At 69.6% G+C, this 25,612-nt stretch carries 17 protein-coding genes and 2 pseudogenes; 11 read left to right on the top strand and 8 right to left on the bottom strand.

Annotated features, from left to right (window positions below):
* Nucleotides 1-20: 20 nt before the first annotated feature.
* A pseudogene (locus tag KFLA_RS38960) lies at nucleotides 21-182 on the top strand (substrate-binding domain-containing protein); the annotation flags it as partial.
* 51 nt (nucleotides 183-233) lie between these two features.
* Here KFLA_RS38960 and KFLA_RS39785 read toward each other — a convergent pair.
* Together KFLA_RS39785 and KFLA_RS20780 are read right to left on the bottom strand one after the other, a co-directional pair.
* Nucleotides 234-299, bottom strand: a pseudogene (locus tag KFLA_RS39785) (hypothetical protein); the annotation flags it as partial.
* The gene (locus tag KFLA_RS20780; protein WP_012921782.1) at nucleotides 296-1,087 is read right to left on the bottom strand and encodes an IclR family transcriptional regulator; all 792 of its coding nucleotides are present in this window, start codon (nucleotides 1,085-1,087) and stop codon (nucleotides 296-298) included. The pseudogene KFLA_RS39785 and the gene KFLA_RS20780, both read right to left, overlap by 4 nt.
* Before the next feature lie 167 nt (nucleotides 1,088-1,254).
* On the opposite strand from KFLA_RS20780, the gene kduI reads away from it, so the two are divergent.
* The 8 genes from kduI (at nucleotide 1,255) to KFLA_RS20740 (ending at nucleotide 15,143) form a co-directional block, all read left to right on the top strand.
* A complete protein-coding gene (gene kduI, locus KFLA_RS20775) occupies nucleotides 1,255-2,070 on the top strand; it encodes a 5-dehydro-4-deoxy-D-glucuronate isomerase (RefSeq protein ID WP_012921781.1) in 816 nt (271 codons plus the stop codon).
* Nucleotides 2,067-2,846, top strand: a complete 780-nt coding sequence (gene kduD, locus KFLA_RS20770) for a 2-dehydro-3-deoxy-D-gluconate 5-dehydrogenase KduD (protein ID WP_012921780.1) — start codon at nucleotides 2,067-2,069, stop codon at nucleotides 2,844-2,846. Before kduI ends, kduD begins: the two co-directional genes overlap by 4 nt.
* 110 nt (nucleotides 2,847-2,956) lie before the next feature.
* On the top strand, nucleotides 2,957-4,042 hold the full coding sequence (locus KFLA_RS20765; RefSeq protein ID WP_012921779.1) for a sugar ABC transporter substrate-binding protein: 1,086 nt from the start codon (nucleotides 2,957-2,959) through the stop codon (nucleotides 4,040-4,042).
* Entirely contained in the window at nucleotides 4,039-5,040 is a 1,002-nt protein-coding gene (locus tag KFLA_RS20760; protein ID WP_237706549.1) for an ABC transporter permease, read from the top strand. The genes KFLA_RS20765 and KFLA_RS20760 overlap by 4 nt, the downstream gene beginning before the upstream one ends.
* Complete coding sequence (locus tag KFLA_RS20755) at nucleotides 5,037-6,596, top strand: sugar ABC transporter ATP-binding protein (protein WP_012921777.1); 1,560 nt, start codon at nucleotides 5,037-5,039, stop codon at nucleotides 6,594-6,596. The genes KFLA_RS20760 and KFLA_RS20755 overlap by 4 nt, the downstream gene beginning before the upstream one ends.
* Nucleotides 6,593-7,588 (top strand): ABC transporter permease, encoded by a 996-nt coding sequence (locus tag KFLA_RS20750; RefSeq protein WP_012921776.1) that lies wholly within the window; start codon nucleotides 6,593-6,595, stop codon nucleotides 7,586-7,588. The genes KFLA_RS20755 and KFLA_RS20750 overlap by 4 nt, the downstream gene beginning before the upstream one ends.
* 54 nt (nucleotides 7,589-7,642) lie before the next feature.
* Nucleotides 7,643-9,139: an aldehyde dehydrogenase family protein gene (locus KFLA_RS20745; protein WP_012921775.1), complete on the top strand. Its 1,497-nt coding sequence runs from the start codon at nucleotides 7,643-7,645 to the stop codon at nucleotides 9,137-9,139.
* Between the two features lie 238 nt (nucleotides 9,140-9,377).
* On the top strand, nucleotides 9,378-15,143 hold the full coding sequence (locus KFLA_RS20740; protein ID WP_148256680.1) for a LamG-like jellyroll fold domain-containing protein: 5,766 nt from the start codon (nucleotides 9,378-9,380) through the stop codon (nucleotides 15,141-15,143).
* A gap of 65 nt (nucleotides 15,144-15,208) precedes the next feature.
* On the opposite strand, the gene KFLA_RS20735 is transcribed toward KFLA_RS20740, so the two are convergent.
* The gene (locus KFLA_RS20735; RefSeq protein ID WP_012921773.1) at nucleotides 15,209-15,433 is read right to left on the bottom strand and encodes a tautomerase family protein; all 225 of its coding nucleotides are present in this window, start codon (nucleotides 15,431-15,433) and stop codon (nucleotides 15,209-15,211) included.
* 202 nt (nucleotides 15,434-15,635) lie between these two features.
* Between KFLA_RS20735 and KFLA_RS20730 the strand changes: the two genes are divergently transcribed.
* Both KFLA_RS20730 and KFLA_RS20725 read left to right on the top strand, forming a co-directional pair.
* Nucleotides 15,636-16,415, top strand: coding sequence for a YcnI family protein (locus KFLA_RS20730; RefSeq protein ID WP_012921772.1), 780 nt, complete (start codon nucleotides 15,636-15,638; stop codon nucleotides 16,413-16,415).
* Entirely contained in the window at nucleotides 16,412-18,076 is a 1,665-nt protein-coding gene (locus KFLA_RS20725) for a copper resistance CopC/CopD family protein (protein WP_012921771.1), read from the top strand. The genes KFLA_RS20730 and KFLA_RS20725 overlap by 4 nt, the downstream gene beginning before the upstream one ends.
* A gap of 134 nt (nucleotides 18,077-18,210) precedes the next feature.
* Here KFLA_RS20725 and KFLA_RS20720 read toward each other — a convergent pair whose 3' ends face one another.
* From KFLA_RS20720 to KFLA_RS20700, 5 genes are all read right to left on the bottom strand, one after another.
* Complete coding sequence (locus KFLA_RS20720; RefSeq protein WP_012921770.1) at nucleotides 18,211-20,136, bottom strand: GH39 family glycosyl hydrolase; 1,926 nt, start codon at nucleotides 20,134-20,136, stop codon at nucleotides 18,211-18,213.
* 89 nt (nucleotides 20,137-20,225) lie between these two features.
* The gene (locus tag KFLA_RS20715) at nucleotides 20,226-22,001 is read right to left on the bottom strand and encodes a glycoside hydrolase family 2 protein (protein WP_012921769.1); all 1,776 of its coding nucleotides are present in this window, start codon (nucleotides 21,999-22,001) and stop codon (nucleotides 20,226-20,228) included.
* A gap of 27 nt (nucleotides 22,002-22,028) precedes the next feature.
* Nucleotides 22,029-23,723, bottom strand: coding sequence for a GH39 family glycosyl hydrolase (locus tag KFLA_RS20710; protein ID WP_012921768.1), 1,695 nt, complete (start codon nucleotides 23,721-23,723; stop codon nucleotides 22,029-22,031).
* 16 nt (nucleotides 23,724-23,739) lie between these two features.
* Nucleotides 23,740-24,639: a carbohydrate ABC transporter permease gene (locus KFLA_RS20705; protein ID WP_012921767.1), complete on the bottom strand. Its 900-nt coding sequence runs from the start codon at nucleotides 24,637-24,639 to the stop codon at nucleotides 23,740-23,742.
* Nucleotides 24,636-25,610 carry a carbohydrate ABC transporter permease gene (locus KFLA_RS20700; RefSeq protein ID WP_012921766.1) on the bottom strand — a complete coding sequence of 325 codons (975 nt, stop codon included), beginning with the start codon at nucleotides 25,608-25,610 and terminating at the stop codon, nucleotides 24,636-24,638. Before KFLA_RS20700 ends, KFLA_RS20705 begins: the two co-directional genes overlap by 4 nt.
* Nucleotides 25,611-25,612: the final 2 nt, after the last annotated feature.

Genomic DNA, 25,612 nt, shown 5'->3' with positions numbered 1-25,612 from the left:
TCGCGCAGGTTCGCCTTGAGGTGCGGGTCGATGCGTTGTTCTGCTTCAACGACCTGCTCGCCCTCGGCGCGCTGAAAGCGCTACTGGACCACGGGGTCCGGGTGCCGGACGACATCGCCATCGTCGGGTGGGACGACATCGAGGACTGCTCCTACTCCACCCGCACCGTCAGCAGCGTCGCTCCCGACAAGCGGCTGGACGACCTCGAAGTTCGCCATCATCGCCCTGTCCTCGTGCTCCGCGTTGTGGCAGTGGAGGACGTAACGGTCGGCAGCCGTCGAGCGGCGGTACTTCGTCAGCGCACCATGCTGTTGTCGTGCAGGACCGACAAGCGGGCCTTGACGCTCAGCAGGGACTCGATGATGAAGTCCTCCCGGGCTTTGTCGAGGCGGCTGATCGGGACCGCGACGCTGAGCGCGTCGACCGACGTCCGCGAGAACGGCAGCGCGACACCGAAGCAGCGCACGCCCAGGCAGGACTCCTCGCTCTCCTCGGCGTAGCCGACCTGCTGGGCCTTCTCGATGATCGCGAGCAGGGTGCCCCGGTCGGTGGTCGAGTGCGGGGTGAGCGGCTCGATGTGCTGCGGAACGAGCGCGTCACGGACGGCTTCGGTCTGCTCCGCGAGCATCGCGCGGCCCAGCGATGTCGCGTAGGCGGGCAGCCGCCGGCCGACGGCCGAGTGCATGCGCAGGGGGTGCTTGGACTCCCGCTTGGCGGTGTAGATGACGTCTGAGCCCTCCAAACGACCCAGATGCACCGTTTCCTCGGTGGCTGCCGCGATCTCGTCCATCACCGAGGCGGCGCGAGAGAGCACCGGGTCCCCGTCGAGGTAGGCCGAGCTGACCGTCAGGGTGTGAATCCCGAGCCGGTACACGCTGCCGGTCTGGTCGGTGTCCAGCCAGCCGCGGGCGCACATGGTGCGCAGCAGAGCGTGCAAGCTGCTTTTCGGGATGCCCAGGCGTTTGGCCAGCTGCAGTTGGGTGCCAGGACCCCGCGCGGCGATGTCGTCGAGAACGTCCAGCACGCGTGCGGCGGACTTCACCTCTCCGGCGGTGGCGCTGCCGTTCCCCGTCTTTTCCGTGCCCACCGAGAACCTCCTGATCATGTGGCGCGGACTGCCCACAGTCATCACGACGATACACCACGGTCCACATATATGGACGGACTTCGACCCCTTGACCTGTGATCGGAGCCACAGGTAGCTTGCAACCAGTTCACGTAGCAGAACGTGGTTCAGATAGCGAGGAGCTCGCCTTGATCGAAGTTCGGTATTCCGCAGCCCCGTCCAGCGTGGAGACGGCGACGACTGCGGACCTGCGGGAGAGCTTCCTCGTGCAGAACCTGTTCCGTCCCGGGGAGGTGCACGGGGTCTACACGCACGACGACCGGCTGGTCGTCGGGGGAGCGGTTCCCGGCACCGGTCAGCTCGAGCTGCCGGCCTGGGACGCGCTCGGCACCGCGTCCCACCTCGAGCGCCGCGAGCTCGGCATCGTCAATGTCGGGCAGTCCGGCCACGTGCTCGTCGACAACGAGAAGTTCGAGCTCCAGCACCTCGACGGCCTGTACGTCGGGCGCGGTAGCGAGGTCGTCTTCGCCGGCGCCGACGCGGCCTTCTACTTCGTCTCCGCTCCGGCGCACGCGACGTATCCGACCACCGCGCTGAGCCACCCAACGATCGAGCCGGTCGCGCTGGGCACAGCGGCGGGCGCCAACGAGCGCAGCCTCTACCGCTACGCCTGGGGTCAGGAGTTGCAGACGTCGGTGCTCCAGTTCGGCGTGACCGTCATCGCCGACGGCTCCGTGTGGAACACGTTCCCTCCGCACCTGCACGACCGGCGTACCGAGGTCTACCTGTACGTCGACCTGGACGAGCAGGACCGGATCTTCCACTTCCTGGGTCAGCCCGGCGCGACCCGTCACCTCGTCCTGCAAAACCGGGAGGCCGTGATTTCGCCGCCGTGGTCGATCCACTCCGGCGCCGGCACCGGCTCGTACGCGTTCGTCTGGGCGATGGGTGGCGAGAACAACACCTACACGGATCTGACCCCGGTAGCGCTGGAGGACCTGTGAGCACGCAGGCGGCCGCCGATCTCCGCTCGCCGTTCGACCTGCACGGACGCTGCGCTGTCGTGACCGGTGCCGGCCGCGGACTCGGGCAGGCTGTCGCGCTCGGACTGGCTCAGGCCGGGGCCGACCTGGTCCTGCTGGGTCGGCCCGGAAGCCAGGACTCCACCCGGGACCAGGTGGCCGACCTGGGCCGGGACGTGCGGATCGTCAACCTCGACGTCAGCGACCACGACGCCGTCCAGCGGGTCGGTGCCGAGGTGAGCGCCACCCGGCAGGTCGACATCCTGGTCAACAACGCCGGCATCATCGACCGCCAGGACTCGGTGGCCGTCAGCAACGAGTCCTGGAACCGCGTGCTGGACACGAACTTGAACGGCCTGTTCTTCCTGTGCCAGCAGTTCGGGCGCCCGATGGCCGAGCGTGGGCACGGCAAGATCGTCAGCATCGCCAGCCTGCTGTCCTTCCAGGGCGGCCTCCGCGTCGCGTCGTACGCCGCCAGCAAGCACGGCGTCGCCGGCCTCACCAAGGCCCTGGCCAACGAATGGGGTCCGCTCGGCGTACAGGTCAACGCCGTCGCGCCCGGCTACATCGTCACCGACAACACCACCGCGCTGCGCGAGGACCCGGTCCGTTCCCGGTCCATTCTCGAGCGCATCCCGGCCGGCCGCTGGGGAAACGCCGCCGACATCGCCGGATCGGTCGTCTTTCTGAGCTCCTCGGCCGCCGACTACGTCAACGGCCACGTCCTCGTGGTCGACGGCGGCTGGATGGCCCGCTGACCCGGGCCCGCACCACGCAGCACTCGCAGCAGCCGCACTCGGGCGGCAGTTCTCCTTCCGTCAGTGTCATCCCGCCGGAGCCCCGGCACCGAAGAAATCGAGGACCGACCATGAAGTTCACCTCTCGTCCCGCCGCAGCCCTGGTCTGCGTGTCGCTGGCGGCCGCTGCGCTCACGGGCTGCAGCGAGGAGGCCGGCGGCGGCAACGACACCGCGAGCGCGGGCAGTTGCGCGCCGACCGAGGTCAAGCTGGTGGGTCAGGTTCGCAACGAGTCCAATCCCTACGAGGCCTCGTGGCTCGCCGGTGGCGACGCGTTCGCCAAGTCGGTGGGCCTCACCCAGCAGCGGCTCACCTACGACGGTGACTCCACCAAGCAGCAGGAGCAGATCAGCCAGGTGCTTGCCGGCGACACCAAGTGTCTCGTGATGAACGTGCTGCCCAACGGTGACTCCGACACGACGCCGATCGTCAAGGGTGCAGACCGGGCCGGGGCCTACCTGGTCACCCAGTGGAACAAGCCGGCCGAGCTCAAGCCGACCGACTACGGCAAGTGGCTCAGCCACATCACCTACAACGGCGTCGAGTCCGGTCAGCAGATCGGTGACGCGCTGGCCCAGGCGATCGGCGGCTCGGGCGGCATCATCGCACTGCAGGGCGTGCTCGACACGGCGGCGGCCAAGGACCGGTTCGCCGGTCTGCAGGCGTCGCTCAAGAAGAACACCGGCGTCAAGCTGCTCGACCAGCAGGCGGCGAACTTCTCCCGCGCCGAGGCGCTCGCGGTGACCAAGACGCTGCTGACCAAGCACGGCGCCAACGTCAAGGGCATCTGGGCCGCGAACGACGACATGGCGCTCGGTGCCCTGGAGGCGCTGCAGCAGGCCGGTCGCGCCGGCAAGGTGGCGGTCGTCGGCATCGACGCCGTGCCGGACGCCGTCACCGCGGTCAAGAACGGCACGATGACCGCCACCGTCTCCAGTGACGGCGGGTGGCAGGGCGGCATCGGCCTGGCGATCGGCTACTGCGTCGCCACCGGGAAGCTGTCGGTGGACGACATCGCCGTCGAGAACCGCGCGTTCTTCGCCGAGCAGTTCCTGATCACCAAGGACAACGTCGCCGACTTCCTGCAGCCGAAGACCAACCCGTCCGACTTCGAGTGCGGGAACGTCTTCAACCGCGTGGCCGGTCCCCTGTCGTGAGCACGACAACACGGGTCGCGACCGCGTCTCGCCCCCGGCCCCGCCGGGGCGTGTCGTTGCGGGACGCCGGTCCACCGGTTGCCCTGGTCGTCATCTTCGTGGTGTTCGCGACCCTGAGCTCGCAGTTCCGCAGCATCGACAACGTGCAGAACATCCTGGACGCCGCCGCGGTGCTCGCCGTCGTCACCTGTGGCATCACGTTCGTGCTGATGATGGGATCCATCGAGCTGTCGGCGGCGGGCGTGATGGGCGCCTCGGCCCTGGCGGTGTCGCTCCTGGTGGCGAACAACCGCAACGACAACGACCTCGGCCTGCTCGGGATCGCGGTCGCGATCCTGGTCGGCGCGGCACTCGGCTGCGTGAGCGGGCTGGCGCTGGTGCTGCTGAAGGTGCCGTCGTTCATGGTCACGCTGGGCGTCTCGGCCATCGGGCTCGGTGTCGCGACGCTGCTGTTCGCCGGGGTCCAGCCCAACATCTCCGACACCATGCTGGAGAGCTGGGCGGTCGAGCGCTTCCTCGGCTTCTCCTACCTGACCTGGATCGCCGCCGCCTGCCTGGTGGTGGGGTGGCTGATCCAGCGGTACACCCGGCTCGGTCGTTACGCGTTCGCGATCGGCGGCGCCGAAGAGGTGCTCACGCTGTCGGGGGTCAAGGTCGAGCCGTACAAGGTCGCCGTCTTCACCCTGGCCGGCGCGTTCTACGGACTGGGCGGGGTGATGGTGACCAGCCAGCTCGGTGCCGGCCTCGTCCAGGCCGGTGACGGCTACGACTTCTCGGCCATCACCGCGGCCGTCGTCGGCGGCACCCTGCTCACCGGAGGCCGGGGCGGCATCCTGCACTCCGCCGTCGGTGTCCTGCTCGTCATGGTGCTCACGAACGGCCTCGTGCAGGTCGGTGTCAGCCCGTACTGGCAGGGCGGTGTCGAGGGTCTCATCGTCGTCGCCGCGGTCGCCGCGGCCGTCATTCCCCAACGTCGAAGGAACCAGGTGGTCAAATGAGCGTCCACGTCGAGCAGGAGCCCACGACGTCCGCGCCGGTTCCGGTGGCGGCGCTGGAGGTCCGTGGCCTGGTCAAGCACTATCCGGGCGTGAAGGCGCTCGACGGCGTCGACCTGGTGGTGCGCCAGCACGAGGTGCTCGGCCTGGCCGGTGAGAACGGCGCCGGCAAGTCGACCCTGCTGAAGGCGCTGGTCGGTCTGGTCCGCCCCGACGCCGGTGAGATCTACGTGCGCGGTGAGCTCGTGAAGCTGCGCAGCGTCGTCGAGGCCGCCGACCACGGCATCGGGATGGTCTTCCAGGAGCAGTCGCTGGTGCCCAACCTGACCGCTGCAGAGAACATCGTGCTCGGCAGTGAAGGCGCCGGAGTACGCCGGGGCATCTACCGCTGGGAGGCGATGCGGCGGCTGGCTCAGGAGCAACTGGACAAGATCGGCTCGCACATCGACCCGTTGGCCCGGACCGACACGTTGTCGTTCGCGGATCGGCAGATGGTCGAGATCGCGAAGGTGCTGCGCATCGAGCAGCGCAGTCAGCACCCACCGGTGATCATCCTGGACGAGCCCACCTCGGTGCTGGAGTCGAAGGAGATCGAGACGCTCTTCGAGCAGATTCGCCGGCTGCGCGAGTTCGCCTCGGTCGTCTTCGTCTCACACCGGCTCGACGAGGTGCTGGAGGTCTGCGACCGGGTGACCGTACTGCGCGGCGGCCAGTCGGTCGGTGAGGTGGCCACGGCCGGCGCCGTTCCGCGCGAGCTGCACCGGATGATGATCGGGTCCACCGGGTCCGACGACCACTACCACGAGAACGCCGCGGCGCCCGTGCAGGCCGAGCAGCCCCGGCTGTCCGTGCGGGGACTGTCGGGCAGGTCGTTCCGCGACGTCGACCTCGACGTCGCGGCCGGGGAGATCGTGGCGATCGTCGGCGTGCACGGGTCCGGTCGGGAGGACCTGTGCCGGGCGCTCTTCGGAGCCGAGCCGACCACGGCCGGCGAGATCCGGATGGACGGCAAGCTGCTCGACCTCCCCGGGACCCGTGCCGCCTGCGCCGCCGGCATCGGCTACGTCCCCGCCGAACGCAAGACCGAGGGCATGGTCGGCCCGATGTCGGTGGCCGAGAACATGACCCTGACCAAGCAGAAGGCCCGCTGCTCCGGACCGCTGGTTGCGCCACGGAAGCAGGCCGCCCTGGTGGACAGCTGGATCAGCCGCCTCTCGATCCGTACGCCGGGCCGCGACACCGCCATCCAGCGATTGTCCGGCGGCAACCAGCAGAAGGTGGTGCTGGCCCGCTGGCTGGTCGGTGGCGACATCAGGTTGCTCCTGCTGGACCACCCGACCCGCGGCCTCGACATCGGAGCCCGGTCGGAGGTGTACCGGCTGATGCGCGAGCTCGCCGGGAACGGCGTGGCGACCGTGCTGCTGGCCGACAGCCTGGAGGAGGCGATCGGCATGGCCGACCGGATCCTGGTGATGAACGACGGACGGGTCGCGACCGAGGTCGCCTGCCCGAACGGCGGCAAACCGAGCCCCCTGGACCTCGTGAAAGAGATGGTATGAGCACCCCAGTCACCACGAAGCCGGCCGCCGGGCCCGCGACCGTGAAGGGTGGTCCTGGTCCGGCGCGGCGGCTCACGTCGTACATGCCGCTCATCGCGCTGGCGGTGCTGCTGGCCGCGCTGACGATCGCGGACCCGGAGTTCCTGACCCAGCGCAGCCTGACCGCGGCGTCGCGGACGGCTGCGCCCCTCATCGTGCTCGCCGCGGGCGCGACGCTCGTCGTGCTCTGCGGCGGCATCGACCTGTCCATCGCGGCGCTGGCCTCGGTGTCGACCGTCTTCCTCGCTCTGTGGCTGCCGGACCTCGGTGGCCTGGCCACGCCGGCCGTCGTACTGGCCGCGGCGGCGATCGGCGCGGTGCAGGGCGTGGCGCACGTGCTGCTCCGGATACCGTCGTTCATCGTCACGCTGGGCGGAATGAGCATCCTGTCCGCGGTCGCTCTGGTCGTCTCCGGCGCCGGCACCGTGCGGGTCGTGGACGACTCGACGATCGCGTGGCTGGACCTCTACGTCGGGGGCTACGTGCCGATGTCGCTGGCCGTGGCGATCATCGTCGTCGCCGTGATCTCCGTGGTGCTCAAGCTGACCCCGCTGCACAGCTGGATCTCCGCGACCGGGTACTCCGAGTCGGCGGCGCGACTCGCGGGCACACCTGTCGACCTGGTCAAGATCGGTGCGTTCTGCGTCTCCGGTGCCTGCGCCGGGCTCGCCGCGGTGATGCTGGTCTCGCGCCAGTTCAGCGGTAGCCCCACCATGGCCGACAACCTGCTGCTGCCGGCCGTCGCGGCCATCGTGGTCGGCGGCACCGCGATCACCGGCGGTCACGGCAGTGTGTGGCGAAGCCTCGCCGGCGCGCTGGTCGTCACGCTGCTGCGGGTCGGGCTGCCGATCGTCGGTGTCCCGTCCGCCTACGAGCAGATCCTGTACGGCGCGATCATCGTCGCCGCTGTCGCCCTCACCCTCGACCGGTCGAAGGTGCTGATCATCAAGTAGCCGAAGCCGTTCTGCCCCGCACGTTCGTCCAGCTCACTCCCACGGAAGGCCACCATGCCCCACGAGAACTCCACCCTGCTGCCCGCCGTCCGCTCGTTCCTGTCCTCGCCCAAGCAGCTGCTGATCGACGGCGAATGGGTGGACGCGAAGGACGGCAAGACCTTCGCCACCGTCAACCCGGCGACCGAGGAGGTGCTCGTCCAGGTCGCGCAGGCGTCGGCCGTCGACGTCGACCGCGCGGTCGTCGCGGCGCGGACTGCGTTCGAGTCGCCCTCGCCGTGGTCGAAGATGACACCGCGCGACCGCTCCCACCTGCTGTGGCGCATCGGCGACCTGATCGAGGCCCACGCCGACGAGCTGGCCCAGCTGGAGGCTCTGGACAACGGCAAGCGGGTCGAGGCGGCCCGCGACGGTGACGTCGCGACCTCGGCCGAGCTGTTCCGCTACTTCGCCGGCTGGGCGACCAAGATGGAGGGCACGACCATCCCGATGTCGGTGCCCGGCCGGGACTTCCACGCCTACACCCGGCGCGAGGCGATCGGCGTGGTCGCCGGCATCGTGCCGTGGAACTTCCCGTTGCTGATGGCCTGCTTCAAGATCGTGCCGGCCATCACGGCGGGCAACACCGTCATCCTCAAGCCCGCCGAGCAGACCCCGTTGACCGCTCTGCGCCTCGGCGAGCTGCTGCTCGAGGCCGGTGTGCCCGCCGGCGTCGTCAACATCGTGCCCGGCTTCGGCGAGACCGGCGCCGCGCTCGTCGACCACCACGGCGTCGACAAGGTCGCCTTCACCGGCAGCACCGAGGTCGGCAAGAAGATCGCCGCCGCTGCCTCGGGCAACCTCAAGAAGGTGTCGCTCGAGCTCGGTGGCAAGGCTCCCAACATCATCTTCAACGACGCAGACCTGGACGCCGCCGTCGCCGGCGCGGTGCTGGGTGGCTACTTCAACGAGGGCCAGTGCTGCGTCAACGGCTCGCGCCTCTACGTGCAGCGCGACGTCTTCGACCAGGTCGTCGAGGGCGTTGCCGCGGCCGCGCGGGCGATCAAGGTGGGCGACGGTTTCGACCCGGCCTCGCACATGGGGCCGCTGGTCTCGCAGGAGCAGCACGAGAAGGTGCTGGGCTACATCCGCGGGGCGGTGCAGGACGGCGCTGTTCTCACCGCGGGCAGTGCCGACGCGGTCGGTGACCGCGGCTACTTCGTGGCACCGACCCTGATCACCTCCGTCACCGAGCAGATGGCCGTGCAGACCGACGAGATCTTCGGTCCCGTGGTGACCGCGATCGCCTTCGACACCGAGGACGAGGTCGTCGCGGCCGCCAACAACACGGTGTACGGCCTCGCGGCCGGCGTCTGGTCCCAGAACCTCGGCACCGCGCACCGCGTCGGCAGCCGGCTGCGGGCGGGCACGGTCTGGCTCAACACCTGGCACGCCGACGACGTGACCCTGCCACGCGGTGGCTTCAAGCAGTCCGGCTGGGGCCGTGAGCTCGGCTCGTTCGGCCTGGACGACTACACCGAACTGAAGACGGTCATCGCCGAGCTCCGCTGAGCACCACCGGGGGCCTGACGGGCACTCACCCGACCACTCGCCGATCCTCTGGAGCGCGGCGAGGAGGCGGGTGAGTGCCCGTTTCCGGGATTGCGGTTCACATATCTGGACCAAACTCTCTAAAGGTTCACAAATCTGGATCGAGTTCTTGACTCTGTGTGGGGTGCGTCATACGTTCTGGCCCAGCAGAGGTTCCCTGCCCTCGCCACCTTTTCCGCCGAATCCCAAGGTGACCGCCATGACCGTGACCAGCAGATCAGCGCCCGTGCCGCTCACTGCACGCTTCCGCCGACCGTTCGCCCGCTTCGTCGCCGTGCTCGTCGCGCTCGCGCTCGGCGCCGGCTCAGCGGCCTCAGCCGCCGCCGCCCCGACGCCGGCCGCCGCCGACGACGGGCAGCTCAACGTCCTGTTGTTCTACAAGCCCAACTTCCACGCCTCGCACGTGCAGGCGCGGCAGGCCGTCCGGGACCTGGCCACCGAGTTGGGCACGCAGTACAACCAGCCGGTGAACATCCAGGAGACCGACGACCCGTCGGTCTTCACCACCGAGAACCTCGCGACCCGGGACGCCGTGGTCTTCGCGCAGACGGGCGGTGTGCTCTTCAACGCGGCACAGCGCACCGCGCTCGAGACCTACATCCGGGGCGGCGGCGGCTACCTGGGCCTGCACTACGCCGGCTGGTCGGTCGGCGAGAGCGAGCACGACGTCAACCCGTTCTACGCCCGCCTCGTCGGTGCCGTCTCGGAGGGGCATCCGGAGAACCCCGCCATCCGGCCGGGCCGGGTGACCGTGAAGGACACCGGTCACCCGCTCACCCAGGGGCTGGCGGCCAGCTTCACCCGCAGCGACGAGTGGTACGACTGGGTGGTCAACCCGGCGCCGCACGTCCGTACTCTGCTGGAGGTCGACGAGACGTCGTACGGCATGGGTCGCCAGGGCACCTCCCACCCGGTCACCTGGTGCCAGGAGATCGACGCCGGCCGGTCCTGGTACACCGGCATGGGGCACGAGGGCACGGCGTACGCCGAGGCTCCGATCCGGACCCAGCTGAAGAACGGCCTCGCCTACGCCGCCGGCCTGCTGCCCGCGGACTGCTCGCCGCCGGTGAAGGACAAGGCCGGCGCGTGGAGCGGCGTGACGCCGTGGCCGCTGATGCCGATCAACATGGCGCTGACCTCCGACGGCAAGGTGCAGTCCTTCGGCAGTGTCGGAGGCTGGGGCAACGACACCACGCCGTTCGACTGGACCGGCAACAGCGCGATCACCCAGGGCGGCCAGATGGAGGTCGACGTCTGGGACCCCGCCGAGCCGAGGACCCTGGCGAACCTCCGCAACGGCATTCTTCCGAACACCACCTACACCGACCTGTTCTGCGCGATGCAGGTGCAGAGCCCGCACAACCACTCCACGATGACGGTCGGCGGTGACGACGGCCTGGGTGGCAACGCCCCGAACGACGGCGCCGTCGGTGTCACCAGCTACTCCACCAACAACGGGCTGCAGAACGAGGCGCCCATGAACTACCCCCGGTGGTACCCGACCGGCACGACGATGCCGAACGGCGACATCGTCGTCCAGGGGGGCAGCCTGCGCGGTGGACCCGGCGGACCGGGTGTGCTCACCCCGGAGATCTACACCCCGGACAAGGGGTCGGGCTGGAAGACGCTGGACGGTGCCCGGAGCCCGGCGGCGTACGGCGACGGCGGTGCCGACCACACCGGTGCGGACGAGAACCGCTGGTGGTACCCGCGCGCGTTCGTCGCGCCGGGCAGCGGCAACCTGTTCAACATCAGTGGCACGCAGATGTTCGAGCTCGACCCCCAGGGCAACAACGGGGAGGGACAGCTGACCCTGCGCGGCACGCTGCCCGCCGGCATCGCCAACCAGGGTGCCAACGGCAACCCGGTCGGCGCGACGTCCACGGCGACGATGTACCGTCCCGGCAAGATCCTCCAGGTCGGCGGCGGCTGGTGGGCCAACGGGGGCGGGCCCGACGGTGCCCGGGCCGGCTTCACCGTCGACATCACCGGCGGCACGGCCAGCCCGGTTCTCACCGCGACCAAGCCGATGAAGCACCAGCGCCACTGGGCGACCTCGACGGTTCTGCCCGACGGCGACGTGATGGTGACCGGCGGCGGCCGCGAGAACAACGGCAACGGTGGCTACGCCACGACCGCCGAGATCTGGGACCCCGAGACCGGGGAGTGGACCGAGGTCGCGGTGCCGCACGAGCACGCCCGCCTCTACCACTCCGCGGCCCTGCTGCTGCCCGACGGCCGGGTGATGATCGGCGGCGGCGGCGCTCCCGGTCCGCGCAACTACACCGACGTGGAGTACTACTCCCCGTCGTACCTGTTCGACGGGAACGAGCCCGCGGTGCGTCCGGTGATCACCGACGCGCCGCAGAAGATCGGCTACAACGGCGACTTCCGGATCGCCACGTCCGGTCCGGTCTCCCGGGTCACGCTGGTCCGCAACGGGTCGGTGACGCACGGCTTCAACAACGACCAGAACTTCCAGGACCTGAAGTTCAGCCAGGCCGGGGGCACGGTGAACATCACCGCGCCGGCCGACGGCACGTTCGCGCCGCCCGGTGCCTACATGCTGTTCGTGTTCGACGCCGACGGCACCCCGTCGGTCGCGAAGATCGTGACCGTCGACCCCAAGGTGACGATGGACCAGCGGACTCCGCAGGTCGTGGACCAGTTCGAGTACCCGCGGCTGCCCACCGACTGGCGTGGCGGCAACCCGGCCCCGGTCGTCGACGTTGCCCCGGGCAACGCCCGGATGACGCCGTGGACGGTGAAGAGTCAGGTCCAGCTGGTCCGTGGCAGCGCCGCCGGCCAGGGTGGTCTCGGTCTCACCGGCTACCACCTCGGTCTGGGCAGCTCGGGCCATCTCGAGCGCACGCTGAAGGGCCTCGACCCGGGACGTGAGTACCGGATCTCGCTGCGCTACGCACGCGACAGCCGCTCGGCTGCCGGGGCCGGCGCGGCAACAGCCGCCCTGTCGGTCGCCGATCTCACCACCACGCTCACCGCCACGACCGACCTGCCGTCGACAGCCGCCTTCGGCACGTACGTCGGCACCTTCACGGCCGCGGCCAGGTCGCAGACGCTCAGCCTCCGGGCACCGGGAACCGGCGCCGGCCTGATGATCGACAACCTGGTGATCATCGGCACGGATCCGGGAGCGTCCGACGTCCCGGTCCACTACGAGTTCGAGGAGGGCCAGGGCTCGACGGCCGCGAACACCGGCGACGCGGGCGGAATCGGGGCCGCGGTGCTGACCGGCACCACCGGCTGGTCCGACCACGGTGTCTTCGGCAAGGCGGTCGAGTTGCCCGGTGGCAGCAACACCAACGCGGTGGATCTGCCGGACAACCTGCTCCAGGGTGCGGCGGACTTCACCACGGCGCTGTGGGTGCGTCCCGACACCAAGGGCGACTGGATCGGTCTGTTCCACCTCGGCGACGGGCTCGGCGACGCCGGAAGCTTCTTCCAGCTCCAGATGCAGACCCAGGCAGCAGGCGGCACCGGACTCGCGGCCACGTTCAAGGCGAAGGGCAACGCTCTGCAGGAGCGGGTCTACGCCAGTCCCACCAAGGACGTCGCCGCGAACCAGTGGAACCACGTCGCCTTCACCCGCCAAGGCGCGGTCGGCACGCTGTACCTCAACGGCGAGGCGATCGCGACCCGGAACGACCTGACGATCGACATGACCGACATCGGTCCGACCACGAACAACTGGCTGGGACGCAACGGCTTCCCGGACCCGGCGTTCGACGGTCTGATGGACGACGTTCGTCTCTACACCGCCACGCTGACCGCGGCGGACGTGGCGGCGCTGTACGCAGCCGGCTCGGCGCTGCGCACGACCACGACCGTCAAGGTCGACCCGGCCTCGCCGTCGCCGTTCGCCGAGCCGGTGACGGTCTCGGCCGGCGTCACCGACGAGGCGGGGGCGCAGGCCAAGGGCACCGCTCAGCTGTGGGTCGACGGTGCCAGCGTCGGTTCGACGGTCGACGTGGCCGACGGAGCCGTGACCTTCCCCGCGCTCACGCTGTCCCCGGGCGCGCACCAGATCGAGGTCCGCTTCGTCGCGGCCGAGGGCTGGCGCGACTCCTCGGCCACAGTGACCCACACGGTCGAGCGGCCACCGCCGGGCGTTGGTGTCCCGGTGCACTACACCTTCGACGAGGGCCAGGGCACCTCTGCGGCCAACAGGGGCAACGACCCGTCGATCGGCGCGGCGACCCTCGAGGGTACGACGTCCTGGGCGTCCGGTGGGCGGTTCGGCAGCGCGGTGTCGTTGCCGGGCGGCGCGGCGGGCACGGGCAACCAGGTCCGGCTCCCGGACAACATCGAGGCCGGCATGGACGAGGAGTTCACCGTGTCGCTGTGGGCGCGTCCGGACGCCCTGCCGAACTGGGTGCCGCTGCTCCAGATCGGCAGCAGCACGGACACGTTCTTCCTGCTCCAGTCCTCCACGCAGGCGGCCGGGGCGACCGGGTTCGCGGCGACGTTCAAGGCACCCGGCAATCCCGTGCAGGAACGGCTCACGCTCGGTGCGGGCAACGACCTGCCGCTGAACGAGTGGACGCACGTCGTGTTCACGATGAGCGGCTCGACCGGCAAGATCTACTTCGACGGCGAGTTGCGGGCCACCCGGACCGACTTCACGGTCGGCATCGGTGACATCGGCGTGGGTGGCAACACCGCGGCGAACTTCATCGGCGGAACCAGTTGGCCCGACCCGAGGTTCGACGGGCTGGTCGACGACTTCCGGATGTACGGGTACGAGCTCTCCGCGGAGCAGGTCGCGCAGCTCCACACGGGTCCGCCGGTGAACGCCGCTCCGGTCGGGGCTGCCGACGCGTACGGGACCGTGGAGGACAAGCCGCTCACCGTCGCGGCGCCTGGTGTGCTGGCCAACGACACGGACGCCGACGGCAACGCGCTGACCGCGGGCGGCGTCACCCAGCCGGCCAACGGCACGGTCGCCCTGGCGGCGAACGGGTCCTTCACCTACACCCCGAAGGCCGGGTTCTCCGGCACGGACACCTTCACCTACACGGCCTTCGACGGGACCGCCGCCTCGGCGCGAACGACGGTGACCATCACGGTGGAGGCGGGGGAGGAGCCGCCGGTCAACCTCGTCCCGGTCGCCGGTGACGACGCCTACGAGGCCGTCGAGGGACAGGCGCTCGTACTGCCGGCGCCCGGCGTACTGGCGAACGACACCGACGGTGACGACGATGTCCTGACGGCTACCGGTGCCACCCAGCCCGTCAACGGCACGGTGACGCTGGCTGCCAACGGCTCACTCACCTACACCCCCGACGTCGGCTTCACCGGCAAGGACGTTTTCACCTACCGCGCCGACGACGGGGAGGACGCCTCAGCTCCCGCGAAGGTGACCATCACGGTGAAGGACGAAGGCGGCGGGCTGGCGACCACAGCCGTGGCGGGAGTGGCACTGCCGACGACGTACGGCGTGTCCGGCACCGTGTCGGTGGCAGTGTCGCCGGCGGAGGCCACGGGGACGGTCCAACTGTTGCGAGGGGCAACCGTCCTGGCAACGGCCGCGGTCTCCGACGGCAGAGGGACCCTGGTGCTGCCCGCCAAGGCGCTGCTGCCCGGCACGTACGACCTCACCCTGCGGTACGGCGGGGACGCCGCGCACCTGCCGTCGTCGTCGGCGGTGGAGGTGGTCGTCGCGAAGGTGGTGCCGACCATGGACGTCACCGCGTCCAAGCTGTCCGGCAACCGGGCACGGATCACGGTCCAGCTGGCGGCGTCCGGCGGCGTACCGGTGACCGGCGAGGTCCGGGTGCGGATCGACGGCGGCGCGACGCTCGTCGACACCGTCACCGACGGCCGGGCGGTGTTCGAGTGGCCCAGGATTCCCAAGGGCGGCCAGCTGACGGTGGCGGCGGCCTACCTCGGCAGCGACCTGGCCGAGGGGGTGACCAAGGAGGTCACCGTCAAGGTGGCCAGATAGCGGGATGCCACGGGCCCGGGGGAAGTGCCCCCAGGCCCGTGGCACGGCTCCGGATCGGACTGCGGTCAGCGCTTGTCCAGCGCGGCCACCACCCCCGCGCGGGACTCGTCCTCGCTGGCGAGCACACCGCCGTTGGCGACGACGTCCGGCGTGATCTCGGTGAAGACCATGCGGACGTCCTGGCGCCGCGCGCCGAGGATCTCGACCGCGCTGTCGGCCACGGCCTGGGCGAAGGCGCGGCGCTGCTCGACGGACCGGCCGGCGAGCAGTTCGACGGTGATGTTGGGCATGGTGGCCCTTTCTGTTGGCGACCGTCCACAAGGGCGATCGGGGTTCACTAGTGTGAACTGACGATAACCCAAGCTTCGGGTTTGCGGCAACGAATCCAGCGCGGCTGGTTCGCATCCTTGACAGGAATTCGGCCCGCTGATTCACTGCGTCCACAATCCCGCACCGGGTTCACATAGATGGACAAGGTACCGAGGAGGCCAGATGCGGCGCGATGAAGTGAGGTCCACCCGAGTACGGAGCGGCGGAGGCGGCCACCCGCTCCGGACCTGGGCGCGACGCGTCGTACAGGCCGGAGTTGGTGGGCTGGTCCTCGGTGTGGGAGTTGCCGCCCCGGCGAGTGCACACGTCATCGTTACGCCGACCACGACGGCCGCCGGCGCGCATGCGGTGCTCGAGTTCAGTGTCGGACATGGTTGCAAGGGCTCGCCGACGACGAGGATCTCCATCCAGATGCCGGCCGAGATCATGTCCGTGAGCCCGACGCGCTCGGCCCTGTGGAAGGTCGAGAAAGCGATGGAGAAGCTCGACCCGCCCAGAACCGATGCCCACGGCAACGAGATCGCCCAGCGCGTCGCCTCGGTCACCTTCAGCACCGCCACTGCGCTCCCGGAAGGCCAGCGGGAGGTTTTCCAGCTCGCGGTGCAGTTGCCCGAGACCGAAGGCACCAAACTCGTGTTTCCGACCATTCAAACCTGTCAGCGCGGTGAGTCGGCCTGGATCGAGGTCCCGCAGGAGGGGCAGGAGATCGCAGAACTCGACCTGCCCGCCCCAGGCTTCGTCGTGTCCAAGGCCGGAGCGGACGATCATCGCGGTGCGTCCTCCACCGCTGCGACCGCCGGCGACTCGCACGACGCCGAGTCTCCGGCGAGAGCGCAGGAGACGAACAGCGGGCGGCTCCTGCCGTTCGCCGCATTGGCTGCCGGCGTGATCGGCTGCGTCCTGGGCGGCGCAGCGCTGGTTCGGCAGCGCCGTCAGACATGATCGACCCGCGGCGGCGCGGAGTGGCCGCGCTCCTGCTCGTGGGGTTGGTGGCCGCACTCATGCTCGGCGTCGCCCAGCCGGCGAGCGCGCATGCCAACCTCATCAGTACCGACCCGACGGATGGTGCGGTTCTGCAGATCGCACCTGGCCGGGTCCTGTTCACGTTCGACGAGGCAGTGCGGGCCGTGCCGGACGGTGTGCAGGTTTTCGACTCCGGCGGTGGGTTGGTTGAGGCGGCCGCGACCGTCAGAGGCGCGGAACTCCGGGTCAGCCCCTCCAAGCCACTGGGCAAAGGCACGACCGTGATCGTCTGGCGGGTCGTTTCCGAGGACGGCCACCCCATCGGCGGCTCGCTCACCTTCTCGGTTGGAGCGGCCACCGCCGGAGTCACGCCGCCTCCGGGTGAACCAGGCGGCACTCCGGAGGTCCCGTGGGCGCTCACCCTCGCCCGCTGGGTGGGCTACCTCGGTCTCCTTCTCGCGGGCGGACTCGTCGCGTTCTCGGCGCTGTTCATTCCCGCCGACCCGAAGGCTGGTCGCGCACGGCGGCTGCTGGCCGTCACAGCGCGTGCTGCTGCGGCCGTCGCGGTCGTGGCTTGGCTGGCCGCGCTGCCGCTCACCGCGGTCTACCTGCTTGATGGCGGACCGAGCTTGCTCACCCGTGGCAGTACCTGGTCCTCGTTGCCATTGACCGAGTACGCCGTACCAGCGATCGTCATCGCCGGCCTGGTGCTCGCCGTGCTCCTGCTCGGTCGCGGATTGCCATCGCAGAAGCGAGGCGTCGCAGCCGCCGTGGCGGCTGCGGTGGCGGTCATCGCGCCGTCGCTGACCGGCCACACCCGGGCAGCGAGTCCCGAGGCCGTCGTCACTGGTGTGGACATGCTTCACCTGCTCACGGCTGCCGTCTGGCTCGGAGGCCTGGCCGCCCTGGCGCTGACGTTGCCTGATCTGTCCGGGCGCGGCGCCCTCGCGGCGGAGGTGCTCGCCCGGTTTTCCACCGCAGCGGCCTGGGTGCTGGCCGCTCTGGTCGCCGCCGGCTCCGTGCTGGCTTGGCGGATCCTCGGGTCCTGGAGCGCGCTGCTCGACACGACGTACGGACAATTGCTGCTGGTCAAGATCGGGATCGTGCTGGTCGCTCTCGCCATCGCGGCCTGGAACAGGTGGGTGCTCCTCCCACGGCTCAAGAGGGCCCCAAAGCAGAAGGACCGGCGCGCGCACTCGCGGCCGGTCGTGCGCACCACTGCGATCGAGGGTGCGGTCCTCGTGGCAGCGCTGCTCGTCACCGGCTTTCTCGTCGACAAGAGTCCCGAGAGCTACAGTGCCCCGGTGAGCGCGGCGGCTACGACCGAGCCTGGCACGGCGAAGCTGGGCGACATCCAGGTGCGAGCCACCCTCACACCCCTCAAGCGAGGATCGAACACCGTTGGTCTCCAGTTGACTTCAGCGGACGGCGAGCCCACCGAAGGGGTCGCGCCGCCGGTGGTGCGCTTGTCGTCCGACCAGGCGACGCTGGGCGACGTCCCGCTGACGCAGGTGTCACCCGGTGTTTACACGGCCCGGGTCGTGCTACCGACACCCGGCGCGTGGCGAATGCAGATTTCGCTGCGGGTCAGTGAGTTCGCCAACCCGGTGGGCGAGCTCGAGTTCGTCGTGGAAGGTTGACATCGGCCGAGCGAAGAACGCTCTGCGCTCTCACCTGACTCAGGCAGCCGCCGTGCTGTGTCTGACTCTCGCTGACCGGTTCGGGAGTTCTGCGGTGCCCCTGACCACTGGCGAGGTCAGGGGCACCGATCGGGTCAGGCTGCTCGGATGTTGGCGGTGAAGCGGGTGGTGGGCCCGCTGTTCTGGAGGTGGAAGCTGATGGTGGCGCGGCCGGTCCAGCCGGGTGGGGCCAGGCCGGGGAGGTTGACGGTGAAGTCGGAGAAGTTCGGGACGGTGACGACCTGGTCGGGTTGTCGCTGGGTGCCCCACGGGTGCGGAGCGGATCGGCCGCTGTTGTAGAGGCCACCGTGGACCAGCACGCCCTTGGTGTAGCCGCCGGCGGTCTGGAAGTCGATCCTCAGGCCGAGCAGGCTGTTGGCGTCGAGTTGCTGGAAGGTGCCGCTGGCCTGCAGGCGGACCCTGAGGTTGGCGGGCAGGCTGGACGCCACGGTTCCGGCGGCGACGTCGGCCCAGGTTTCGCCGGCCATGCCGAGCGCGGCGGTCCAGGTGCGGCGGTCGAAGCTGGCGTAGGCGGGCTTGCCGTGGTTGGGGATGTAGCGGTTGCTGCGCACCACGTTGGCGAGGTGGCGGCCGGCGAGGGTGTCGGTGCCGGTGCCGTCCTCGGCTTCGAGGTAGACGACGCCGTGGTCGGGAATGGTTCCGGACCAGTTCAGGCCGGCGGTGCTGGTGCCGAGGCGTTGCTCGACCGGTGCCAGGTGCTCACTGGCCGGGTTGTCCTCGAAGCTCGCGTGCTGGGCGTCGATGCGGTAGACCCGGAAGTTGCCCCGGGCAAAGGGCACGTTGTTGAGCGCGGCCGACACGCTTTGCGGTGCTCCGGAGGTGTTCCAGAGCAGGATGCCGGACTTGTGCCCGTCGGAGGAGGCCATGCCGTCGACCGCGCCGTTGACGTTCAGCTGTTTGCGTTCGACCGGCATGTTCGCGTAGAGCTGGAAGGCGTTGTACGACGCGCGTTTGCGGCCGTTGCGGTCGAGCAGACCGATGACGTCGCAGGTGCTGGGGCAGACCGGGTCCTGGAACTGCGCCCATTCCACGTGCGTGATCCAGGGTTTGGCCAGTAGCGCCTTGTAGCTCTTGAGCATCTGGGCCGCGCCGCGGTGGGTGATGACGTCGGTCGGGGCGGTGAAGTCGTTGGTCCAGTTGTACTCGTTCAGGTTGTTGTCGACCGACGCCATCCGGTACGCCGTGAGGCCGGAGTCGGTTGCTCCGCGGTAGTTGTTCTCGAGGCTGCCGTTGGTGGCGTCGGTGTAGGCGTGGAAGGAGAAACCGCCGAGCGGCAGGTTCTCCGACAGCACCCGGTTGACGAACGGCCCGGACCAGCCGACACAGCACAGTGCCGGCCCCTCGACGTACGCGTCCGGGTCGGCGGCGCGCAGCGCGCGGGAGGCGTCGCGGTACAGATCCAGGTACTGTGCCTGGCTGCCGGTCCAGAACACACCGGCCAGGTCGGGCTCGTTCCAGATCTCGTACGAGCCGATCCGCCGGCCGGTCTGCTTCCAGTGGTTGGCGAACGCCGGCACGATCTGGTTCGCCCAGACCGACGGGTTGGTGGGCGGGTTGTTCCACGAACCGCCCGGTGGTTTGAGAATGCTCGGGGTATAGGTGAGGGCCGGGACCGGCAACGCGCCGGCGTTGTTGATCAGGTCGACGAGCTGATCGACCTGGCTGAAGTTGTACTGCGGGTTGGCCGCGGTCCCGGTGACCATCGGCGCCCAGTCGTGCTGCTCGTTGCCCCACATCATCTCCCAGCGCACGCGCGCCGGTCGCAGGGTGGCGAGCAGCGGGACGTCCCGCTTCCAGCGGTCCAGCGACACGTAGCCGCTGTTGAAGACGCCGAACTTGCTCTTGATCAGGGGGTAGTCGGCTGAGCTGGCGAAGTCGGCGGCCACGGTCGCGGCCGCTGCCTGGGCGGATTCGGCGGATTGGGCGGATTGGGCCACCAGGGAGGCCCCGAGCAGCGACGCGACTCCGAGAGCCGCACCTGCCCGTCGTAGTGCTTTCATCTGCAGTCCTTCTGTTCGCTCGGGTGGGCGATCCTGCGCTGAACGGGAAAGGAACTGTCACCTCCGATCGGATCGGTCGGTTGCGGGGGCTACCGGGGTGGGCCGGTGACGATCCGGGCGATCAGATCGAGGTCGGCCTTGGGTTTGCGGTCCTCGGTCAGCAGGCCGTTGCGTTCCTGGCCGGTGTCGGTGAGCTGGGTGTAGCAGAATCCGGCCAGGCCGGTGGATGCGTGCACGGCCGCGAGCAGCGTGGCGAGCCGCTCGAGCAGCTGTTCGGGCGAGTCGGTGACGCCGTATCCCGACCAGGTGGTCGGATCGTCCGGCGCGTGGGTGAAGCCGCCGAACTCGCTCAGCAGCACCGGTACGGCGGGCGCCTGGTCGCCGAGCGCGAGCCGTTTCCCGCCGGGACGCCCGGTCGCCACCGTGTTCCGGACCAGGTTCTCGTCGGCGTACCGGCGGTGGATCATGCCGGGATCGTGGGTGTAGTCGTGGATGCCGAGCAGGTCGCCCTCGACGTACTCCCAGCCGTCGTTGCCGATGACCGGACGCGACGGGTCGAGGGCCTTGAGCAAACGGTAGAGAGCGCGCACCGCATCCCGTTGCTGTTCGGAGTCGGCCACCTGGGCGACTCCCCAGCTCTCGTTGAACGCGACCCAGCCCGCGATGCAGGGATGGCCGGCGTCCCGTTCGACGATCTCCGTCCACTCGCGGGTGGTGCGGGCCAAGGACCGGCCGGTGTAGGCGTAGCTCGCCGCCGCATCGGCGTACACGAGCACACCGAGGCGGTCGCACCAGGACAGGAACCGCGGGTCTTCGGCCTTCTGGTGGATCCGTACGCCGTTGAAGCCGAGTTGCTTGATCAGCTCGACCTCCGCGCGCAACGCGTCGGCGCCGGGCGCGGCCAGGTGAGACTGCGGCCAATACCCCTGGGCGAGCGCGAGCCGCAGGTAGTACGGCCGTCCGTTGAGCAGGAAGGACCGTTCGTCGGTGCCAACCGTGCGGAAGCCGAAGTACGACTCGACCTTGTCCGGGCCTCCTTGGCCCTCGACCGTGACGGTGGCGTCGCACAGGATCGGCTGCTCGGGCGACCAGAGCAGTAGGTGCGGCTCGGCCTCGATCGCGCTGTCCTGCACGGTCAACCGGCGTCGGAGCAGGCTGCCGGTGACGGTCCAGGTGTCGTCGGCCAGCGGGCGCCCGTCGAGGCTGAGCTGGATCGACACCTTGACGGGTCCGCTGCTGCGCCTGGCCAGCCGTACTTCGACCTCGACCGTTCCAGGAGTCGTGGTCGGGGTGAACAGCACGGTCTCGAGGTGGTCGGCCGGCACCTCCTCGAGCCAGACCGGCTGCCAGATCCCCGAGGTGCGTTCGTACCAGATGACGTGGGGGCGTTCCTGCCAGTCCTGCTTGCCGCGGGGCTGCTCGAGGTCGTGCGGATCGTCCCAGGCGCGGACGACCAGCACCTGTTCGCCGTTCCCGGTCAACGCGTCGGTGATGTCGGCGCTGAACGGTGTCTGACCGCCTTCGTGGTTCGCGACGTGTTCGCCGTTGACCCAGATGTCGGCGCGGTAGTCGACGGCGCCGAACCGCAGTACGGTTCGGCGGCCGGGTGGGGGAGTGGTCACCGGCAGGGTCCGCCGGTACCACAGCACGGGGTGGTAGCCGGTGTCGTGGATGCCGCTGGCCGGCGACTCGGGCGGATAGGGCACGGTGATGACGCGCTCGAAGACGTCGGTACGGCTTTGCCAGTGCTCGGCGAGCCCCACGTCGGTGTCGTCGTGGGCGAACTGCCACTCGCCGCTGAGGTCCAGCCAGTCGGCGCGGGCCAGCAGTGGACGTGGGTGACGGTCGTGCATGGACGTGGGCACAAGGGCTCCTGATGGGCTGGTCGGCGGTCAGCCGAGCTCGACGACGGCGAAGGTATGGGCCGGTGCGCCGCGGAGCGCGACGGTGACGCGGACGTCTCCGGCGGCGCCGAACGAGGCCAGGTCCGCCGTGGCTAGGTCCGGTCCCAGTTCGAGCTCCTGGCTCGTCATCGGTCCGTCGAGGCGGACCGTGAGCGACCCTTGGGTGACGGCGGAACCGTCGGCGTCGGTGAGCCGGCCGGTGACGGTGATCGACGGGCCGCAGTTTGTGAGGTCCGCCGCGATCACCGGGACCGCCTGCGGATCGGAGGCGGTGCCGAGGCGGAAGGTCGTGGTGGCTTCGTCGAGATCGGCCCACGCGCTGGTCCGCCGGCCGGTGTAGCGATGCCTGACCTTGCGGACCGTACCGGCCGGACGTGCGGGGTCGCCGGCGGGACCGGTCAGTTCGAGCAGGACAACGCCTCCCCGCGGCACGTCGAACGTCCAGTGCCGCTCGGCCGGCGAGCGTTCGGCCTCGGTGCCGTCGTGCTCCGCGTCGATCCGGCGTACGACGGCGGCGTCGTACCGGCCGTCGCCGGTGTCGAGCCGGAGCTCGGCCCTGCGGGATGATCGGTTCCACAGGGCAACCGCGAGCCGTCCGTCGGCGATGCCGGCCAGGCCGCCGACACCATCGGGTCCGTCGAGCTCGAGCACGCAGCGGTCGACCGGCATGGTCTGGTAGAACACGTACGCGCTCAGGATCGGTTTCGGCCTGCCGTCGATGTCGACCATGCCCGAGTAGTTGCCGTGACCGCTGTCGAGGAACTGGGCCCAGCTCACCTTGGTCAGTCCCGGCGTCGCGAGCAGGGTGGCGAAGTCCGCCAGCATCGCGGCTGCCAGGTGGTGGGTGTCCTGGAGACCGCCGAGCGGGTAGTCGACGGGGTAGGAGTTGTACTCGTTGAGGTGGATCTCGACGTCGGCCAGTTCCGGGCGGCTCTCCAGGTGCCCCAGGACCTTGTCCAGCGCGGTCCCGACGCTGTGGGTCCCGTAGTGGTGGAAGGAGAAGAAGTCCAGCGGCAGGTTCTCGGTCGTGACCAGGTCGAGAAAGGCGGGGATCCAGTGCTCGTTGGCGAGCACGGAGGCGAGGGCCGGGCCGCCGACCGGGGTGTCGGGGTCGGCCTTGCGAATCGCTGTCGCGGCCGAACGGTACAGCCCCAGGTAGTCGTCCAGGTCCCCGCCGAAGAACACCGCCTCGCCGGTCCGCTCGTCGCGCAGGTCGGGCTCGTTGTACACCTCGTGGTACCCGACCGTGACGCCCCGGTCCCGAGCGCCCTCGACGTACGCGCTGATCATGTCGACCCAGCCGCCGTCGTCCTCGGCCAGGTCGCGCCAGTCGCCACCGCGGAGCTGGTACGGCGACGGGACGTAGCAGTACGACCAGCACGGGCGGATGCCGAGATCGTTGAGCAAGGCACCGATCTCGTCGAGCTCGGAGAAGTCGTAGCGGAAGCCGTCGGCGGACGGTTCGCTGATCGTGCGTTCGTGGCCGATCCACTCCGCGCCCCAGCCGATGTCGATCCGGACGGATTCCGGCCGGGCCGCGCGCAGGGCCTCGAGGTCGCGGCGATAGGTGGCGGCGTGCACGATGCCGCTGTTGAAGGCGGCGAACTTCGCCTTGGACAGCGGGTGGTCGGCCCGGCGGCCGGGACGGACCCGGACGGTGGCGGTGGTGACAGGTGTCTTCACGGACGGTGTCCCTTTCTCAGTTGGCCACGCCGCTGAAGGCGATGCCGCGCACGACCCAGCGCTGGACGAAGATGTAGCCGACGATGATCGGCAGCGACACGAGCGTGACCCCGGCCATGATTTCGCCGTACTGGCTGTTGTAACGGCCGACCAGGCTCTGCAGGGCCTGGGTGAGCACCCACTGGCTCTGGTCCTGCAGGTAGATCGAGTTGACGAAGAAGCTGTTCCACAGCTGGACGAAGGTCAGCAGGCCCATCGCCAGGTACGCCGGACCGGCCAGTGGCGCCATCACGGAGAAGAACGTGCGCCAGCGGCCCGCGCCGTCCACGGCCGCGGCATCCTCCAGCTCCCGCGGCAGGGTGAGGAAGAACTGCCGGAAGAAGAACGTGGGCAGCGCGCTGCCGAACAGCATCGGCACGATGATCGGCAGCGGGGTGTCGATCCAGCCGAGGTTGCGGAAGATCACGTACTGCGGAATCAGGGTCACCTGGGCCGGCACCATCAAGGTCAGCAGGATCACCATCAGCAGCGCTCGCCGGCCCGGAAACGTGAAGCGGGCCAGGGCGTAACCGGCGAGCGAGCTGGACAGCAACGTGCCGGCCGTGCCGACGACGGCGATCAGCACGGTGTTGCCGACGTACCGGCCGAAGTCCGGCAGGATGGCGAACAGATTGGCGTAGTGCTCGAAGGTGATCGGGTGCGGGATCAGCTGGTCGGCGTCGAACATGTTGGCGTCCGTGCGCAACGACATCGACGCCGCCCACAGCACCGGCAGGATGTAGAGCACGACCAGCACCGTCATCGCGGTGTGGTAGGCCCCGGCCTTCGCCCTTCTCCGGGTCACCGGGTGGGGACCCTTGTCCGGTGCCGTCGGCGGAGCGGGGGCGACCCGGGCGAGCGGTTCGGTCACGGTCATCGCCGGCCGCCTTTCGAGGTGGTCTCGCCGGCGTAGAACACCCAGCGCTTGCTGAAGGCCCATTGCGCGAGCGTGAGCAGGAAGGTGAGCAGCGCCAGCACCCAGGCGATCGCGGCGGCATAGCCCAGGCCGGACAGCCGCTCGTTGTAGTTGAACATCTGGTTGTACATGTAGAGCACCACCGTGCGGGTGGAGTCCTCCGGACCGCCGGCCGCGGAGATCCCGCCGCCCGACGCCGTCATCGCAACCACTGGGTCGAACAACTGCAGGGCACCGATCAGCGAGGTGACCATCAGGAACAGCACGGTCGGGGAGATCATCGGCAGCACGACGTGCCGGAACCGCTGCCAGGCGTTGGCTCCGTCGATCTTCGCCGCCTCCGGCAGCGCGTCCGGTACGCCGTGCAGGGCGGCGATGTAGAGCGTCATGCCGTACCCGAGCCCTTGCCAGGTGGTGACCAGGGCGATCGAGGTCATCGCCGTGCCCGGGTCGAGCAACCACTCCGGGCCGGCGAACCCGAACAGCTCGAACGTCTTGTCGATCGGGCCGGCCTCGGTGTTGAACATCCAGCGCCACACGATGCCGACCGCGATCTGCGACAGCACGTACGGGAGGAACAACAGCGCGCGGTACACCGCCACCCCGCGCCGCGGCCGGTACAGGATCAGGGCCGCGAGCAACGAGAAGAGCAGGAAGCTGGACGTCCCGGTCAGGATGAACTTCACGGTGTTCCACAGCACCTTCGGAACCCGCTCGTCGTCCAGCAGGTGCGCCCAGTTGTCGAGGCCGATCCAGGTCGGCGCCGGCGCGACCAGGTCCCAGTGGGTGAACGAGTAGTACAGCGACACCGCGAGCGGCAGGCCGACGAAGGCGACCAGTCCGAACAGCTGGGGCAGGAGGAACAGCAGGGCGGTCCCTGCCTCGCGGCGGCGCGGATGGTGGCGCCGCCGCACTTCGGATGACGTCTGCATCA

Origin of the sequence: Kribbella flavida DSM 17836, from assembly GCF_000024345.1 — a bacterium.
GTDB lineage: Bacteria > Actinomycetota > Actinomycetes > Propionibacteriales > Kribbellaceae > Kribbella > Kribbella flavida.
This window is presented reverse-complemented; position numbering and strand designations above follow the sequence as displayed.

What these genes read in the sequence shown, in the direction of transcription:
- KFLA_RS20765 (WP_012921779.1), top strand. Translation starts at nt 2,957, where the DNA reads ATGAAGTTCACCTCTCGTCCCGCCGCAGCCCTGGTCTGCGTGTCGCTG.
- KFLA_RS20755 (WP_012921777.1), top strand. Translation starts at nt 5,037, where the DNA reads ATGAGCGTCCACGTCGAGCAGGAGCCCACGACGTCCGCGCCGGTTCCG.
- KFLA_RS20750 (WP_012921776.1), top strand. Translation starts at nt 6,593, where the DNA reads ATGAGCACCCCAGTCACCACGAAGCCGGCCGCCGGGCCCGCGACCGTG.
- KFLA_RS20745 (WP_012921775.1), top strand. Translation starts at nt 7,643, where the DNA reads ATGCCCCACGAGAACTCCACCCTGCTGCCCGCCGTCCGCTCGTTCCTG.
- KFLA_RS20740 (WP_148256680.1), top strand. Translation starts at nt 9,378, where the DNA reads ATGACCGTGACCAGCAGATCAGCGCCCGTGCCGCTCACTGCACGCTTC.
- KFLA_RS20735 (WP_012921773.1), bottom strand. Translation starts at nt 15,433, where the DNA reads ATGCCCAACATCACCGTCGAACTGCTCGCCGGCCGGTCCGTCGAGCAG.
- KFLA_RS20730 (WP_012921772.1), top strand. Translation starts at nt 15,636, where the DNA reads ATGCGGCGCGATGAAGTGAGGTCCACCCGAGTACGGAGCGGCGGAGGC.
- KFLA_RS20725 (WP_012921771.1), top strand. Translation starts at nt 16,412, where the DNA reads ATGATCGACCCGCGGCGGCGCGGAGTGGCCGCGCTCCTGCTCGTGGGG.
- KFLA_RS20720 (WP_012921770.1), bottom strand. Translation starts at nt 20,136, where the DNA reads ATGAAAGCACTACGACGGGCAGGTGCGGCTCTCGGAGTCGCGTCGCTG.
- KFLA_RS20705 (WP_012921767.1), bottom strand. Translation starts at nt 24,639, where the DNA reads ATGACCGTGACCGAACCGCTCGCCCGGGTCGCCCCCGCTCCGCCGACG.
- KFLA_RS20700 (WP_012921766.1), bottom strand. Translation starts at nt 25,610, where the DNA reads ATGCAGACGTCATCCGAAGTGCGGCGGCGCCACCATCCGCGCCGCCGC.